Source organism: Ruegeria sp. HU-ET01832, from assembly GCF_040371315.1.
Lineage (GTDB): Bacteria > Pseudomonadota > Alphaproteobacteria > Rhodobacterales > Rhodobacteraceae > Ruegeria > Ruegeria lacuscaerulensis_A.
Window position 1 is genome coordinate 767,140 of record NZ_BAABWL010000001.1, and the last position, 15,189, is coordinate 782,328.

The window sequence follows — 15,189 nt, forward strand, 5'->3', positions numbered from 1 at the left end:
GGTTTTGTACCCGGGGCCCACTTTCTAAAATATGCCCGGAGATCCGATAACAAGCGTAGCACCACCTACCCTTGCCAGCGCGAAAACTGCGCGTTCATTTCGAAAACACCGTTGGCGGCCACTCACTCCCGCCGTTGATGTGTCTCCGGGCAAGTTCACATTAATCCATGGTTAATCAATCTCCTGTGAACTGGTTCACAAAAGAGCGAAAAATCTGCCATCGACATGCAAAATCAGGTGAATTGCTCCGAGATCAGCCGTTCTTCCAGTCCATGACCGGGGTCGAAAAGGATGCGATGCTGGATCGAAGGCTCGGACCTGATCTCGACCCAGTCGATATCCGGGAACGAGATAGAATCGGCGTCGGCCATGACCGGGCGTTTATCCGCGTCCAGCACATCAAACCGAACCTTGGCGATCTTGGGCAACAAAGCACCCCGCCACCTGCGCGGGCGAAACGCGGCGATCGCGGTCAGGGCCAGAACATCGGACCCAATCGGCAGAATCGGACCATGGGCCGAGTAATTATAGGCCGTGGACCCCGCAGGCGTAGACAACAGCGCCCCATCACAGACCAACTCGTCCATGCGAACCCGCCCGTCCACACTGATCTTGAGCCGTGCGGCCTGCGGACCGGCCCGCAGCAGGGATACCTCGTTGATCGCAAGCGCCTCATGCATCTTGCCGGACTGGTCCATCGCGCGCATGGCCAGTGGATTGATGACCTCTTCTATCGCTACATCAAGGCGTTCCATCAGGTCAGTCTCATGAAACTCGTTCATCAGAAATCCGATGGTGCCACGGTTCATGCCGTAAACAGGCGTATCCAGATGCTGCATGTTGTGCAGCGTGTGCAGCATGAAGCCATCGCCGCCCAGCGCAACGACCACGTCTGCATCACGCGGCGCTGCGTTGCCATAACGCCTGACCAGCGTGTCGCGCGCGGTTTGTGCCACTTTCGCGTCGCTGGCAAGAAAAGCGATTCTCTGAATCATCTGTTGCGGTTTCCGGTGCTGCACATTTGGTTCCGAAACAACCATACCTTTCCCCGATAGGCCAGTCTTGACGCCGCAGTCGGCCAAATCGTCGCTTTAAGCCTTTTGCCGCTGGCCAGTTTCCGATAGGAAATCCGCAAATTACCCCCCAGTATGTGGAGCCCCCATGAACGCCAATCTTCGTGATACCGGATTTTTCACCCAATCCCTCGCTGACCGTGATCCCGAGCTGTTCGGCTCGATTACATCCGAGCTGGGACGTCAGCGCGACGAGATCGAACTGATCGCATCCGAGAACATCGTGTCTGCCGCGGTGATGGAAGCGCAGGGTTCGGTGATGACCAACAAATATGCCGAAGGCTATCCGGGTCGTCGTTATTATGGCGGTTGTCAGTTCGTTGATGTCGCCGAAAATCTGGCCATCGATCGCGCCAAAGAACTGTTTGGTTGCGGATTTGCCAACGTTCAGCCGAACTCGGGCAGCCAAGCCAACCAGGGTGTGTTCCAGGCGCTGATCCAACCCGGCGACACCATTCTGGGCATGAGCCTGGACGCAGGTGGCCACCTGACCCACGGCGCGGCCCCGAACCAGTCCGGCAAGTGGTTCAAGGCTGTTCAATACGGTGTACGCCAGCAGGACAACATGCTGGACTATGACCAGGTCGAGGCGCTTGCGAAAGAGCACCAGCCCAAGCTGATCATCGCAGGTGGCTCGGCCATCCCGCGCCAGATCGACTTTGCCCGCATGCGCGAGATCGCCGATATGGTCGGCGCTTACCTTCATGTGGACATGGCACATTTCGCAGGTCTGGTTGCAGCAGGCGAGCATCCGAGCCCCTTCCCGCATGCGCATGTGGCCACCACCACCACCCACAAGACCCTGCGCGGTCCCCGCGGTGGCATGATCCTGACCAATGACGAGGCTATCGCCAAGAAAGTGAACTCGGCCATCTTCCCCGGCATTCAGGGCGGCCCGCTGATGCACGTCATCGCTGGTAAAGCTGTCGCCTTTGGTGAGGCGCTGCGCCCCGAGTTCAAAACCTACATCCAACAGGTCGTGAACAACGCGCAGGCGCTGTCGGACCAGCTGATCAAAGGCGGTCTGGACACGGTTACACATGGCACCGACACCCATGTGGTTCTGGTCGACCTGCGCCCCAAAGGCGTTAAGGGCAACGCGACCGAGAAAGCCTTGGGTCGTGCGCACATCACCTGCAACAAGAACGGCGTTCCGTTCGACCCCGAAAAGCCAACCATCACGTCGGGCATTCGCCTGGGCTCGCCCGCAGGAACCACTCGTGGGTTTGGTGAGGTCGAGTTCCGCCAGATCGCGGATTGGATCATCGAAGTGGTCGACGGTCTGGCCGCTAATGGCGAAGAAGGTAACGGCGCGGTCGAAGCCAAGGTCAAGGCTGAAGTGGCCGAACTGTGCGCGCGCTTCCCGATCTATCCGAACCTGTAGAATGTCAGGATATCAAAAAGTTGAACGGCGCCCCAGCGGCGCCGTTTTTCATATGAAGCCCTGCCACCGCAGAAACACAAGCAGCAGAACCGACAGGGCCAACAAGTTGAAAGCCAACCCACCCAGCATTCCCAGAAACCAGCCCAGCCTGCGGTCGGCCAGATTGATGCCGGTCAGATGATCCTGCACCTCTTCTGACGCGCGGGCCAGTTTGGGCGTATCCAGCACTAGCCTCAGCTTGGGATGGGCCGCCATCTGCTCGGCATCGGCCAAAAGCAGCGCCTGTTTGTAAATGCGCCGGGGCAATTGACGTTTGGCTTTTCTGACCGAGGCCGTCAGAGTCTTGTCCTGCACACCCAACTTGTCGCGCAACAACTGCACGGTCTGCGCGATTTGAGTTTGGATGTCGGGGTTTTGCGCCATATCGGGACCTCCTGCCGCGGCACTGTATCCGGGCCGGACACGCGCCACAATGGGGCTGGCTGTTTGTCGGCACGACAGGTATCACACGGACATGCTGAACACGATCATCCATGGTGAACCGACTTCAAACCCGCCTTTGCTGATTGCCCATGGGCTATATGGCTCGGGTCGAAACTGGGGTGTCATTGCACGCAGACTGTCTGATGAGCGACAGGTCGTGGCCGTCGACATGAGAAACCACTCCAACAGTAAGTGGACGACACAACATGACTACCCGAGCATGGCCGATGACCTGGCAGAGGTGATCGATCATTTTGGTGGACAGGCGGATGTGCTCGGTCATTCGATGGGCGGCAAGGCGGCCATGACGCTGGCCTTGCTGCATGGCGAGAAGCTGCGCAAGCTGGTGGTCGCTGACATCGCGCCCGTTACTTATACGCATAGCCAGATCCAGTTCATCGAGGCAATGCGCGCCGTTGACCTGTCATCTGTCACGCGTCGGTCAGATGCCGAACAGCAACTGGCCGAACAAGGTGTCGAGAAAGCCTTACAGAGCTTTTTCACACAGTCGCTGGACATCAAGGGTCAACGGTGGTTGCTGAATCTGGACACTCTGTCTGCCGAGATGCCGAAAATCATGGGCTTTCCCGAGCTGACAGGCACATGGGACAAACCGACCCTGTTTCTTTCCGGGGCTGAATCTGACTATGTGCTGCCCGAATACCGCCCCGCGATCCGGGCGCTATTTCCAACTGGGCGTTTCGCCAAAATACCCGGGGCGGGACATTGGTTGCACGCCGAAAAACCGCGTGAATTCGAGGCTTCGGTTCGGGCCTTCCTGAACGCCTAGGAGAAAGTCCGCAAAAGCGACCGGCGCGGCTGTTACCGCGTCGATCCTTTGACATTCAGCTTCAAGTCATTCGCTTCAGGAGCCCGCGACGTCGCCGCCACCTTCAACCCAGTCTTTGAATCCACCCAGGTTATAAACCTGCGCGTATCCCATATCCTTTAACAACTTGCCCGCCAGCGCCGCACGCCCTCCGGCTGCGCAATACAGAACAATGGGACGATCCTTACGCAGCTCGGGGTCATGAGATTGCAACGCATCGTCGGCATGAAACTCCAACATCCCCCTTGAGATGTGATGCGCGCCTGCAGCCCGACCCGTTTTCTGCAATTCAGCCCCATCACGTACGTCCAGTAGTAAACCACCCTGCCCCAGAACTTCGGTCGCGCGGGCCATATCTATCCGTTCAACAGCGGCGTTCGCGGCTTCCATCATCTCTTTCACGGTTAAGGACATAGGCGTTTCTCCTGTTGGTGTTCCCATCAAGATAACATGCGAAAACTGGAAGGTGTAGGTTGAAGACCCTACACCCGTGATCAATGCTCGCGGAAGGCTCGCGACATACTATCCGTCACCGGTTTGGCGATATAAGCCGCAAAAGTGCGTTCTTCGGTTTGAATCATGATCTCGGCAGGCATACCCGGTGTGGGGATAAAGCCCCGTACCCGGTCAATCTCGTCCGGGGCCAGTGAAATCCGGGCCAAGTATACTTCTTGAGGCGTTCCTGACGAGTCTTCGACCAGAGCATCCGCCGAGACATAGAACACCTCACCGCTTAGTACTGGCGTCGTGCGTTGGTTCAGCGCCACCAAACGCACTGTAGCGTTCTGGCCCTTGCCCACACTGTCAATTTCAGTTCGAGGAATTTGCGCCTCGATGATAAGGGGCGCATCGGCAGGTAGGATTTCAGCAATAGGCTCGCCAGTTTCGATCACGCCCCCAGGTGTGTGATAGTGAAGCCTTACAACAGTCCCAGTGACTGGTGCGCGAACAACGGCACGATCCAGAACACTACGCGCCTGACGTGCCTTTTCGCGGACACTTTCCAGATCGGCTGCAATCACACCCAACTCATCCAACGCGGCTTCGCGATAGGCCGAACGTGTCCGCGTGATCTGTTCGTCATACTTCAGCAACATCTGGTTGATTTCCGCCGTCTCAGCCGCCAGCCTCGCCTGCTGTCCCTCCGCCTCAGCCTGCACGCGACGGATCGTGTTCAAATCTCCCTTTCGAACCAAGCCCTTGTCAAACAAAGACTTTTTGGTTTCAAATTCTTCCTGCAGGATTTCCGCGCGACGTTTCATACTGTCCAGTTGCGCCTCGAACCCGCTGGACCTGATCCTGAGGGCCTCCATGTTGCGTTCCAACAATGCGATATCATTCAGCAAGGTTTTGCGGGATACTTCGAAGCTGATTTTCTGGCCATCAAGAATGGTCATGACTTCGACATCGTCAGTGGCCGAAAGCAACTCGGCGGAAAACTCCAACTGATCCATCTCATTGTGTTCGGCCTCAAGACGTTCAGACATGGCTTGCAAGCGGATTTTGCGAATGAACAGTTCTCGTTCATTGGCCTCGGCCGAAGTTTGGTCCAGCGTCATCAACACTTCCCCCGCCTGAACCGACTGGCCTTCAATCACTTTGATGTTTTCAATGATCCCGCCCTCAAGATGCTGTACGATCTTGTTGCGACCAGTGGCCACGAAACTTCCCTGCGCAATCACCGCAGCAGCTAGCGGTGCGCTGAAAGACCAGACGCCAAAGCCGCCAAAGCAGACGACCAGCATGACTAAACCAACTACGACCAATCGGTTGATCGAGCGCGGTACTTCAGCGTACCAGACAGTTGGGTCCTTGGGGTCATTATTGACCGGCACGAGATCATTCATTACGCATCCCCTTTCTGCTGGCCTTCAATCCCGGCCTGTTTGCGCGGGCCGTTCAATTGTTGCAGCACCTGTTCGCGCTGCCCGAACAAAGCAACACGTCCATCCGTCAGCAGCATGATCTTGTCGACCACGTTCAACAGCGTTGGCTTCTGCGTGATCACCACGACCGTAATCTTGTTTTCCTTGGCCTGAGCGATGGCCCGTGCCAGCGCCTGATCTCCGGCCACATCAAGGTTCGAGTTCGGCTCATCCAGAACCACAAGCCGCGGATTTCCAAAGAAGGCACGCGCAAGGGCAATCCGCTGCTTTTGACCGCCAGACAGTGGCGAGCCATCGGCGGCTACAACAGTCTCATACCCTTGGGGCAACGTGGCGATCATGTTGTGGACATCAGCTAGAACGGCAGCATCGTGGATCTGTTCGTCCGTTGCATCTTCGCGCATACGGCCAATGTTGTCCTTGATGGTGCCCGGAAACAGCTGCACATCCTGCGGCAGATAGCCGATGCTTTCGCCGAATTGGCGCGGATCCCAGTTGCGGATATCCATCAGGTCCAGACGCACGCTGCCGGACGTCGGCAAAATCGATCCGACCAGTGTTTTACCCAACGTGGTCTTACCCGCGCCCGAGTTGCCAATGATCGCCAGAGTCTCACCCGGATTCAGCGCAAAGCTGATCCCATTCAATACAACGCGCTTGGTGCCGCCGGGAACAAAAAGCAGCCGTTCCACATCCAACCGCCCTTCTGGCCGCGGCAAGCGCAGTTTCTCGAACTGAAGCGCCGAGTTGGACAGCAAGTTCTTGATCCGCCCGTAAGCCCCACGTGTCAGCAGGAAACCGTTCCACCCTTCGATGGAGCCTTCGATGGGTGCAAAAGCCCGCCCGGCAATGATCGACGCCGCGATCACCATCCCGCCCGTGATTTCGCCCTGCAGGGCCAGAAATGCCCCCCACCCCAGAATGGCTATCTGTGTCAGCAAACGCACCGCTCGCGAAATAGCGGCGAAAATAACGTTCCGGTCCTGTGCCCGCACTTGCCACGTCAGTGACTGCGCAGTGTCTCGGCCCCAAATACGCACGGCCTCGGGGATCATGGCCAGAGCATTTATAATCTGGCTGTTGCGCGACATCGAATCCAAATGCTGGTTGGCCATGGATTGCGCCCGGTTGGCCTCGGCAAAGGGTCCGGCGGTCATACGTTGGTTGATAAGGGCAATGACCATCAACAACACCGCCGTGACGATCACGATCATGCCCAGCTGGGGATGAACCAGAAAGATCATAAGGATGAACAACGGTGCAAATGGCACGTCCAGAAACGAGATCAAAGTCCCCGATACAAGAAAACCTCGTACCTGCTGAAGATCACCCAATGTCTGATATTCGCGCCCTGTGCCATGCAACGAAGCATGAGCGGCCGCGCTGAGGATCGGAGCACCCAGCCGCGCATTAACCTCGACCGCGGTACGCATCAGCATGAATCGACGCACCGCATCGAAGGCCGACTGAAAGATGACAGCGCCAGCCACGATCGCGGTCAGCATGATCAACGTATCCAGCGATCGACTGGTCAGCACGCGGTCACTGATCTGAAACAGGTAAATCGGGATCGCCAGAATAAGGATATTCGTCGCACAGGTCAGGACCAGTACAAAGGCAAGGTTGCGCAGAATAGCACGCAGCGAGACTTGCAGGGTACGCTGAAAATCCTCGGGCGGGGTGCGTTTGTGAAAGGTCTGGGGTGGCCCATTACCATCTCCGCCGCCGCTTTTCTTCAACGGCAAAGGTTGGTTCGCCTTGGCCTCGATAGTGGTGCCAATACTCGCACCGCCTTTGGAGCGCGACAGGGGGGGGACCCGCGCGGTCTCCTTTCTGGCGGTTTCAGGACCGAACCCTTCAGCATCGGCCACCCCAGCATCGCAGCCATTAGTGCTGTGACCTTGATCAGGCTGCGACGTAGCGCGCCGAAGGGAATATTCAGCGCGTTTCTGAATTTCGTCAGTTTCGGACCTTTGATCGGGGTCCACTCTGATTTTGTTTGCTTCCGGTTTTTCGGGCCCTTTTTTCAAAGGCCGCACACGCATGTCTTCGCTTAATCGTAATTCGGGCAATATGCCGGACGCCGTCGCCGTTCGTGCGGCAACTGATTTGACTGGATTGGCCCCACCCCCGCCGTCCATAGGACTGGCAAAGACAGAGCGACGCGACGAAAACGTTCTCGACATACTCAGACTTTCGGTTCACTCGTAAAAAAACTGGGAAATTAAGCTAACATTGAGGACAGCGCATCATCCACGCTGGCCATTTCAGAGGGCGTCAGTTTGTTGTGCCCCGGGGCAAGGTCTGACTTCCCCGGTCCAGATGTTTCCTGCATCAGGATCGCGATGGCTTCATTGGCCAGCTCTGTACCCAGATCTTCGTCTTGGGTGTCAATCAGGCTCGCCTGATGCAGAACGACGTCCGAATATTCGCCTTCCGATGCCATAACGACCGAGTCCACTCCGATGGTCGAGATACTCGCCGCATTCAGCACCGCATTTCCAGCACCCAGCGCTGAAGCGATGGCACCATTCCCTCCTTGTATGTGAATATCATCCTGGTCCTGCAGGGTAGTCACCTGTTCGACGACGTTGACCTGCACCAGATCACCTTCGATTTTAAGAACCCGCACCTGCTCCATCCCCGCAAATTGAGGATCGTTCAGCAGTGCATTTTCCAAAGCGTCGGTATCCATCTCCTGAAGAGGTAAAACTTCGGCCAGCGTTTCCGACAACTCTTCATGAGTGTCTTCCCCAATGGTCGTCAGTTCCACGTGGTTCATGACAAGGTTGTCATTGTCTTCCTCGGCGATCACCCCCGAGACCACATCGTCATCCACCAACGCAATCGTCTGATGGACAAAATCCACCGAAACCATGTCTCTGCCGATTAAAACTAGATCGTAATAGCTGCCGAGCTGAACGACGCTGACCTCATTCACCAGATCGTTGTCACCCAACACAAACAGGCTGGTTGTGGCGTCGATCTGGGTTTCAATATGGTCGATATCAGTGGCGTTGATTTCTTGTTTTACGAAGTTTGTGACGAACAGATCACCCGAAATCCAAGTGATCGCGACAAGAGGATCCTGTCCCTCTTCCGAGACATTATCATCAAGCCAGGACGCCTCATTGGATTCCACTGCAATACTTGACGACTGAACCACTGTGGTTTTGCTTTGACTATCCTCGGGCCCTTCGTCGACATCCGAGACAATCGCCACTTGGCTTACGACGGTTAGGTTGACCGACTGCCCACCGACCGCAATTACCGGCGCATCGACCCAACCGACGGTAATGGCGACCTCGTTTATCGCTAGGTTGCCCCCCGCGGTAACGGTGTGACCATCGCCAAAATCGGCATCGTCTGATTGATCCCACTCAGTTGGCAACAAATCAGGGTGGTCACTGTCGTCTTCTTCATCAGGAAGATGGTGACTTGGGACCAATTCCAGAAAATCCGGAAGTTCCTCGACATTTTCACCGTTCACAATCGTTCCCATGGCTTCTTCGCCCTGGAACTGGTGGACAGTCGCATCCTCAGACGGGGCTTCGAACGGGGCCTGCATCTCGGCAACAATCGATTCGAGATGCTCAATCGACTGATAATCGGAAATGCTAAAGGATGGGGACGATACCGCGTGTAGAGAAAGCGCAACATCAGCCAGTTCCTGACCTTGCTGCACCAATGAGTCCACATCGCGGAAATCCCCCTGACCGATGGTGTCGTTGTCGTTCAGGTCCAATGTCTGAATCGCATAGGTGACAGCCGAGCCGATCAGTTCGGGGATCAAAACCGGTTTCGCGACCAAGATCGGTATCGAGGTCGACGCGATCGCCGTATCGGGAAGCACTTGATCGGGACCCGGGCCAGTCTGCAATGGACCATCGGGAACCGGCCCCAACGGTTGCGGGTTTGAAGCCAACGGAATGTCAGTATGACTAACCGATGGCGCATAGGGCAAAGCGTCGTATTTTCCGGGGTCAAGGTTAAGGTCTGCCCGTACTTTCACGGCAGCACCTTCTTCCAGCTCTTCCATCTCAGCCTTGCGCCTGAGAGCAGTAAATTCCTGATATTGATCTCGCAACCGAGCTTGCTCGGTCGTCAGATCAAAAGTTCCGATGAAATGGGCAATCGTCTCACTGATACTATCAAACGACATTTCAATTTCCTTTCCCGCGGCGTTCAAAATCAACTGCCTTGGGTTAAGTTGAGTCGGGGCCATCTGTCCTTGGCCCCGACAGTTTTTCAGAAGTGGTCAGAGCCTGGAAACCCAAGCTCTGACCCGGCCACCACGCAAGTTACGCGTCGGCGTCGTCGCTGGCGAAGCTGGAGGTCATCGAGCCACCGACCATGGTTGTGTCGACCGAGTTGCCAAGAACGTTGGCGCCCATGACAATCGACTGGTTGAACGCCGACGTGTCGACCACCGCAGCCGCCGAGGCATAGGACTCGCCGTTCACAATGCCGTCTCCGCCGTTGCCAGAGCCCCACTCGCCTGCATGGCCACCGGTCCCGCCAGCACCCGAATAGGCACCCGCAGCGTCACCGCCGTTGACCATTGCGCCGGTCGTCGCACCCGAGGTCGCAGTGCCGATCGCGTCGCCACTGGTTCCGCCGTTACCGGCACCAGCGCCGCCGCCGCCACCAAAGCCGGACATGGCCGACCCGGTCGCGCTGCCCGCGCCCGTCGAGGTTGCGTCATTGTCGGACATCGCGTCACCGCCATACCCTGCAATGGCACTTGCCAGACTGTCTGCAGACCCGTCCGTATCCGCGACCGAGAACAGACCAGAGTCGCCGCCCTCGCCTGCGGTGTTGGTTGCATCAGCAGACCCCGCACCTGTGCCGCTGGACATCGCATCCTGCTGGATCGCGCCGCCACCGCCACCGAAACCATCGGCAGTCGCGGTTCCGGTACCGGTACCTGTTGCCGACCCGTCGGTGGTGTTGCTACCGGCCGCGCCACCGTCACCGCTGTTGTTCTGCGGCAGGCTCGCGGTTCCGTTCACATCGCCGGGCGATTGGGTGACGTTCGGGCCAGTCGTGGTTTGATCGCCAACGCCTTGCGCGCCAGAAGTCGCACCCGCGGTACCTCCGGTTGCCATTCCGCCCGAGCCATCGCCGCCCGAACCAACGCCACCGGTCCCGTCACCGCCACCGGCGCCACCGCCAGTTCCGTCGCCACCCGAACCGAAGGCACCTGTGCCATCGCCGCCAGAGCCGACTGCGCCCGAACCAACGCCACCGGTGCCAGGATTACCGTGATTTGTGTCTCCGCCACCATTGCTGGCATCAGCATGACCAGCATTCAGTCCAATCAGACCATTCTGCTGATTCAAAGCCGCCAGAGCTGCGTCAACCTGACCCGAGTCACCACCGGTACCCGCGCCGCCAGTTCCGGCACCGCCAGTTCCAGCTGCACCATTACCGCTGCCGCCCGTTCCGGTTGCACCGTTGCCGTTGCCGCCGGTACCGCCACTGCCGTTACCGTTGCCACCAGTGCCACTTGCACCCGTGCCATTCCCGGTATCCGCATCGGCCGCACTGCCAGCCAGGCTTCCTGCAAGCCCAAGGCCCAGATTGCCGGCGTCTGCGTCATTGGCCTCGGTCTCGCTGCTTCCGGCGTTGATCGCGACACCATCGGTGTCGGCATAACCGTCGCCACCATTTGCACCGTTTGCGTCAGAGTCATTGGTCCCCTGACCAGCACCCAGCGCACCAGCGTGCGATACGTTATCTCCGCCGCTGGACAGACCGCCGTTCTCGGCGCCTGAGAGACCCAGGCCCAGGCCCAAGCCGACGGATCCCGCATTACCGCCTTCTCCGGCTACGCTGGTGCCATCGGAAACCGAAGCGCCGCTGTTATGCGCGGCCGAGTCACTGATAGCTTGACCACCTGCGCCTGCACTGCTGCTGCCGTTGGATTCCGCACCAGACAAGCCCACGCCCAAACCGACATTAGACGCATCACCCGCGTTACCACCGTCACCACCGACACCGGTACCATCGGCATCACCGGTGTGACCACCCAGTGCGTATGCATCGCCGCCAGTCGTATTGCCCGAGGCATTCCCCGCATGGGTGCTGCCACCTTGGCCCGAATTGCCGCCGTCGGAATGCGTGCTGATGCCCTCATCGGCTGTCGCTGAGCCGCCGCGCGCGTTGCCGTTCTGGTCAAAGCTACCGGTATTGGTTACCGCAGCCGATCCCAGATGATCATCGTCGCTGAGATTGGCGTATTGGTGGTTGATGGCGGACATGTCGTTGCCCTCACCACTCAGATCAATATCCAGGTTCAAATCGTCGCCCGGATCGTAGTCGAAATCGTTTCCAACAGTGATCACATCATCGATCGACGACCCGCCGGATACGTCGACGTCGACCAGATCGTCGTCACGGCCCAAAGGCTCGGCATCGCCAAAGTCGATGTTGACCCAGTTCGAATTATCATTGTTGCCATTGGTCTGGCTTTGACCCTGGCCCTGGTCCTGACCTTGACCCTGGTCTTGGCCTTGTCCCTGATCCTGGCCCTGTCCCTGATCCTGACCCTGTCCATTCTCGACCACGGTCGCCTGACCCTGGATTTGATCCTGGCCTTGACCCTGTTCATTTTCGACATTGGTGTCCTGATCAGTCAGATCAGCTTCAATATAGGCGTCATCAACGTGAACATCTGCGTCCACGGGAACATATGCCGTACCGATGTTAACTTCATCAATGTCAGTGATGCTGTTATGCGGTTGTTGACGTTTACTCATATCAATAATTCCACTTACTGAGCGCACGGACCGTCATTCATCTCCAAAACGGTGACTGGCGCGTTGAAACAATGAGGCACGCAGGCGCAAACCGCGCATGGGTGCGTGTCTTTTCAGTGATTCCTCTCCCACCCTCCTTTCTCGGCCAAGCCGAAACTACGTCTGAAGAAAAACGTCGCGAAAATGCGCGATGAGCAGACGCAATAGGAAATTCAACTCCGCAAATTGGAGTGCAATCATGGTTGCAGCAGTAAGGTGATCTGGATAGCTAGCCGTAAGCGCTAGAACGGTTAACTCTATATTTTGTAATGCAAAAATTTCGATTGGCCATCAGCGAGCAGTCGAGACGAAACAAAAAATTGGTTTAAAACCTGCAAGTTACTTCCCGCAAATATCCAGATTTAATTTGGAAAATCGCACCGATGACGCCTATCCGAAAGTTCTAGAACTCTTCACAATTGAACGACTGGACACGGAAGAAAATTCTACTTTCTTCTATGGTCATCTCCCCAAGTGCGTTAATATTCAGTTAATATTAATCTAATGTTCAGTTAATGATTTCGCCGCTTGTGTGGCGTGGTAATGATAAGGGGGAGGTTATGAACATTCCGCTTCAGGATAATACCCTGAATAGTCAATATTTATTGGAAGAATTCTCAATCAATTTCATCGGCAAGGAACTGTTTTATTCAGAGCAGACCATCGAAAGTGTTCAATCTGAATTTGGTGTCTCTACGCATCGCTTCGAATCGATTGCGTCCCTGCCAATTTACGGCGCGGAAAACAATGGTCCCGGAAGAATTCTGATTGTTGACCAGATGTTGACAGAAGATTTTCTAGCCCGTCCGCGACACTATAAGGACAGTGCAGGGCTAGGTAGCCTCGTATTTGCGTATCGCAAGGAGGATGCGGCTCGGTTTGTATTTGACCGTTGGGATCCCGGTGCACATGGGGACATAGGCTACCTTCCGATGAATATTGCACCTGACGCGTGGCGGTCGATCCTTCGCCTTCTGTTACATGAAGAACTTTATCTTCCCAGTTTTCTCGCCAACTCAGTGTGCAACTCAACCTCTCCAACGCAGAAACATTCGGTTGAGTCGACAGACCCGCACCCGCTTTATTCCAAACTGACGCGAAGGGAAAAGCAGGTGTTGCGATTGGTCTCAAAAGGTCAAAGCAACAAGATTATTGCATCAAATCTTGGGATCACTGAACATACGGTGAAGTTACATATACACAATGTCGCGGGAAAAATCGGTGTCAGCAACCGAACCGCGGCGGCACAGTTCTTTTTTGAGGTCGCCCCGCAAGAGGCGCAGCACACTACAATTGACTGAAGATTTTGAAGCCCGTTTCGATCGTCTCATCCTGCTTGTCGGCAGGCTGAATTATATGTGGACCAACACCGAAAGCCTTTTGATCCATTTAATCGCCGGCCTGTCTGGCACGCCCAAAGACACAGCCGTCATCATCTTTTTAACCTTGAATACAACAAGGGCGCGCATCGACCTTGTAGAACGTCTGGCCAAAATGGAAGGGCGGCCTGCCGAAATACGGGACCCGATACTCGAGCACACACACCGCCTGTCTAAACTGTCTGGCATCCGGAATAGGTATAATCACTGCATCTATTCCTTCGATCCAGACAGCGGGAATCCAAAAACGATTCTTATGCGCATCGCTGACCGAAAAACCGACATCAGACTGGGACGTGAAGACACAGTCGATGACGAGGCCATGCGGGAAATTGAAAAAGTTGTCACCCAATTATCCGAAGCCAACCGCGATATCTGGCGACTTATTGGGCAGCTTGGCTTTCCGGTATGACAAATGGTGCGGATGGCTGGGATCGAGCCCGAAAGCCTTAGGGAGATGCATTTTAAGTCTCTGTTGTTAAATCATTTTATGACTTAATAGCACCTGCCGAAGGTCCGCGCAGTCAAGAAAACAAAACTGGTCGTCTCATAGCGCGTCCTGAGGTCTCTCAGGATCCAATCGAAACATGGCCTATAGCGGCGATCAAAGATGACCACGAAACTCACTCAGGCGACAGTGCACCGGCTGGCCGAGGACCATCCATCGGACACCCAGATTTACGACAGCGAGGCGAAAGGCCTCAGGCTATTCTGAGGCATGCGCAAATCTTGCTGTCGCCTAAGAAGTTGGTACCCGCGGCCGGACTCGAACCGGCACGGCCTTCCGGCCCAGAGATTTTAAGTCTCTTGTGTCTACCATTCCACCACGCGGGCGAGCGTGTCGGGCCTAACTCGGTCCTGAAAATCTCAATACGGCCACAAGGCTATGAGTACAATGCGCTTTCGGCGACCTGAAGTGTTAAAAAACGCAACCTCTAGAATATTGTTTCAAACATCTCGCAATCTGAATCGATTTGACTAGGCAAAGAATTTCAAGTTGCGCACTCGAATAGACCGCTCTCTTCGTTTGCTAACGCCCTTTGTGCTGTCCATCTCGGCAAATGAATCTCGGTTTAGAGATGAAACTCCACTTACGAAGACCACAAACTTGATCGTCGGTCGACGGACTAAGCACGCCTACAATGCATGGATGGCAACATAGACGAGGAATTGATCGGGGCTTAGTCGGCAACGCACTGAAAACAAGCCATAGATGCCTACTGTGCCCGAGAGCTTCATAGTCTCTCTCACGGGCGGTGGGTTTTCCCCAGCTTAACCGCCCAAGGCAACCCTCAAACGGTGCTTCCTGGGCCGATCCACACTCTGAACCCGCAAGTGGGACCCGTACTCGTCCA

At 56.0% G+C, this 15,189-nt stretch carries 11 protein-coding genes and 1 tRNA gene; 4 read left to right on the top strand and 8 right to left on the bottom strand.

What is annotated here, in order from left to right:
- Positions 1 to 233: 233 nt before the first annotated feature.
- Positions 234 to 995: an NAD kinase gene (locus ABWV79_RS03850; protein WP_234899338.1), complete on the bottom strand. Its 762-nt coding sequence runs from the start codon at positions 993 to 995 to the stop codon at positions 234 to 236.
- 166 nt (positions 996 to 1,161) lie between these two features.
- On the opposite strand from ABWV79_RS03850, the gene glyA reads away from it, so the two are divergent.
- The gene (gene glyA / locus ABWV79_RS03855) at positions 1,162 to 2,457 is read left to right on the top strand and encodes a serine hydroxymethyltransferase (protein ID WP_353390521.1); all 1,296 of its coding nucleotides are present in this window, start codon (positions 1,162 to 1,164) and stop codon (positions 2,455 to 2,457) included.
- Positions 2,458 to 2,505: 48 nt separating this feature from the next.
- Here glyA and ABWV79_RS03860 read toward each other — a convergent pair whose 3' ends face one another.
- Positions 2,506 to 2,880 (bottom strand): hypothetical protein, encoded by a 375-nt coding sequence (locus ABWV79_RS03860; RefSeq protein ID WP_353390522.1) that lies wholly within the window; start codon positions 2,878 to 2,880, stop codon positions 2,506 to 2,508.
- Between the two features lie 91 nt (positions 2,881 to 2,971).
- On the opposite strand from ABWV79_RS03860, the gene ABWV79_RS03865 reads away from it, so the two are divergent.
- Positions 2,972 to 3,730 (top strand): alpha/beta fold hydrolase, encoded by a 759-nt coding sequence (locus tag ABWV79_RS03865; RefSeq protein WP_353390524.1) that lies wholly within the window; start codon positions 2,972 to 2,974, stop codon positions 3,728 to 3,730.
- Between the two features lie 75 nt (positions 3,731 to 3,805).
- On the opposite strand, the gene ABWV79_RS03870 is transcribed toward ABWV79_RS03865, so the two are convergent.
- From ABWV79_RS03870 to ABWV79_RS03890, 5 genes are all read right to left on the bottom strand, one after another.
- Positions 3,806 to 4,183, bottom strand: coding sequence for a rhodanese-like domain-containing protein (locus tag ABWV79_RS03870; protein ID WP_353390525.1), 378 nt, complete (start codon positions 4,181 to 4,183; stop codon positions 3,806 to 3,808).
- 80 nt (positions 4,184 to 4,263) lie between these two features.
- A complete protein-coding gene (locus ABWV79_RS03875) occupies positions 4,264 to 5,616 on the bottom strand; it encodes an HlyD family type I secretion periplasmic adaptor subunit (RefSeq protein ID WP_353390526.1) in 1,353 nt (450 codons plus the stop codon).
- Positions 5,616 to 7,700, bottom strand: coding sequence for a type I secretion system permease/ATPase (locus ABWV79_RS03880; RefSeq protein ID WP_502949848.1), 2,085 nt, complete (start codon positions 7,698 to 7,700; stop codon positions 5,616 to 5,618). The genes ABWV79_RS03875 and ABWV79_RS03880 overlap by 1 nt, the downstream gene beginning before the upstream one ends.
- A 179-nt stretch (positions 7,701 to 7,879) precedes the next feature.
- Positions 7,880 to 9,817, bottom strand: coding sequence for a type I secretion protein (locus tag ABWV79_RS03885; protein WP_353390528.1), 1,938 nt, complete (start codon positions 9,815 to 9,817; stop codon positions 7,880 to 7,882).
- 139 nt (positions 9,818 to 9,956) lie between these two features.
- Positions 9,957 to 12,416 carry a beta strand repeat-containing protein gene (locus ABWV79_RS03890; protein WP_170752272.1) on the bottom strand — a complete coding sequence of 820 codons (2,460 nt, stop codon included), beginning with the start codon at positions 12,414 to 12,416 and terminating at the stop codon, positions 9,957 to 9,959.
- A 599-nt stretch (positions 12,417 to 13,015) separates the two neighbouring features.
- On the opposite strand from ABWV79_RS03890, the gene ABWV79_RS03895 reads away from it, so the two are divergent.
- Together ABWV79_RS03895 and ABWV79_RS03900 are read left to right on the top strand one after the other, a co-directional pair.
- On the top strand, positions 13,016 to 13,756 hold the full coding sequence (locus ABWV79_RS03895) for a helix-turn-helix transcriptional regulator (protein ID WP_353390529.1): 741 nt from the start codon (positions 13,016 to 13,018) through the stop codon (positions 13,754 to 13,756).
- Entirely contained in the window at positions 13,749 to 14,246 is a 498-nt protein-coding gene (locus ABWV79_RS03900; protein WP_170752270.1) for a hypothetical protein, read from the top strand. Before ABWV79_RS03895 ends, ABWV79_RS03900 begins: the two co-directional genes overlap by 8 nt.
- Before the next feature lie 336 nt (positions 14,247 to 14,582).
- On the opposite strand, the gene ABWV79_RS03905 is transcribed toward ABWV79_RS03900, so the two are convergent.
- Positions 14,583 to 14,668 (bottom strand) — tRNA-Leu (locus ABWV79_RS03905).
- Positions 14,669 to 15,189 lie beyond the last annotated feature (521 nt).

Coding starts and splice junctions, on each gene's coding strand:
- ABWV79_RS03850 (WP_234899338.1), bottom strand. CDS start 995: ATGATTCAGAGAATCGCTTTTCTTGCCAGCGACGCGAAAGTGGCACAA.
- glyA (WP_353390521.1), top strand. CDS start 1,162: ATGAACGCCAATCTTCGTGATACCGGATTTTTCACCCAATCCCTCGCT.
- ABWV79_RS03860 (WP_353390522.1), bottom strand. CDS start 2,880: ATGGCGCAAAACCCCGACATCCAAACTCAAATCGCGCAGACCGTGCAG.
- ABWV79_RS03865 (WP_353390524.1), top strand. CDS start 2,972: ATGCTGAACACGATCATCCATGGTGAACCGACTTCAAACCCGCCTTTG.
- ABWV79_RS03870 (WP_353390525.1), bottom strand. CDS start 4,183: ATGTCCTTAACCGTGAAAGAGATGATGGAAGCCGCGAACGCCGCTGTT.
- ABWV79_RS03875 (WP_353390526.1), bottom strand. CDS start 5,616: ATGAATGATCTCGTGCCGGTCAATAATGACCCCAAGGACCCAACTGTC.
- ABWV79_RS03880 (WP_502949848.1), bottom strand. CDS start 7,700: ATGCGTGTGCGGCCTTTGAAAAAAGGGCCCGAAAAACCGGAAGCAAAC.
- ABWV79_RS03885 (WP_353390528.1), bottom strand. CDS start 9,817: ATGTCGTTTGATAGTATCAGTGAGACGATTGCCCATTTCATCGGAACT.
- ABWV79_RS03890 (WP_170752272.1), bottom strand. CDS start 12,416: ATGAGTAAACGTCAACAACCGCATAACAGCATCACTGACATTGATGAA.
- ABWV79_RS03895 (WP_353390529.1), top strand. CDS start 13,016: ATGAACATTCCGCTTCAGGATAATACCCTGAATAGTCAATATTTATTG.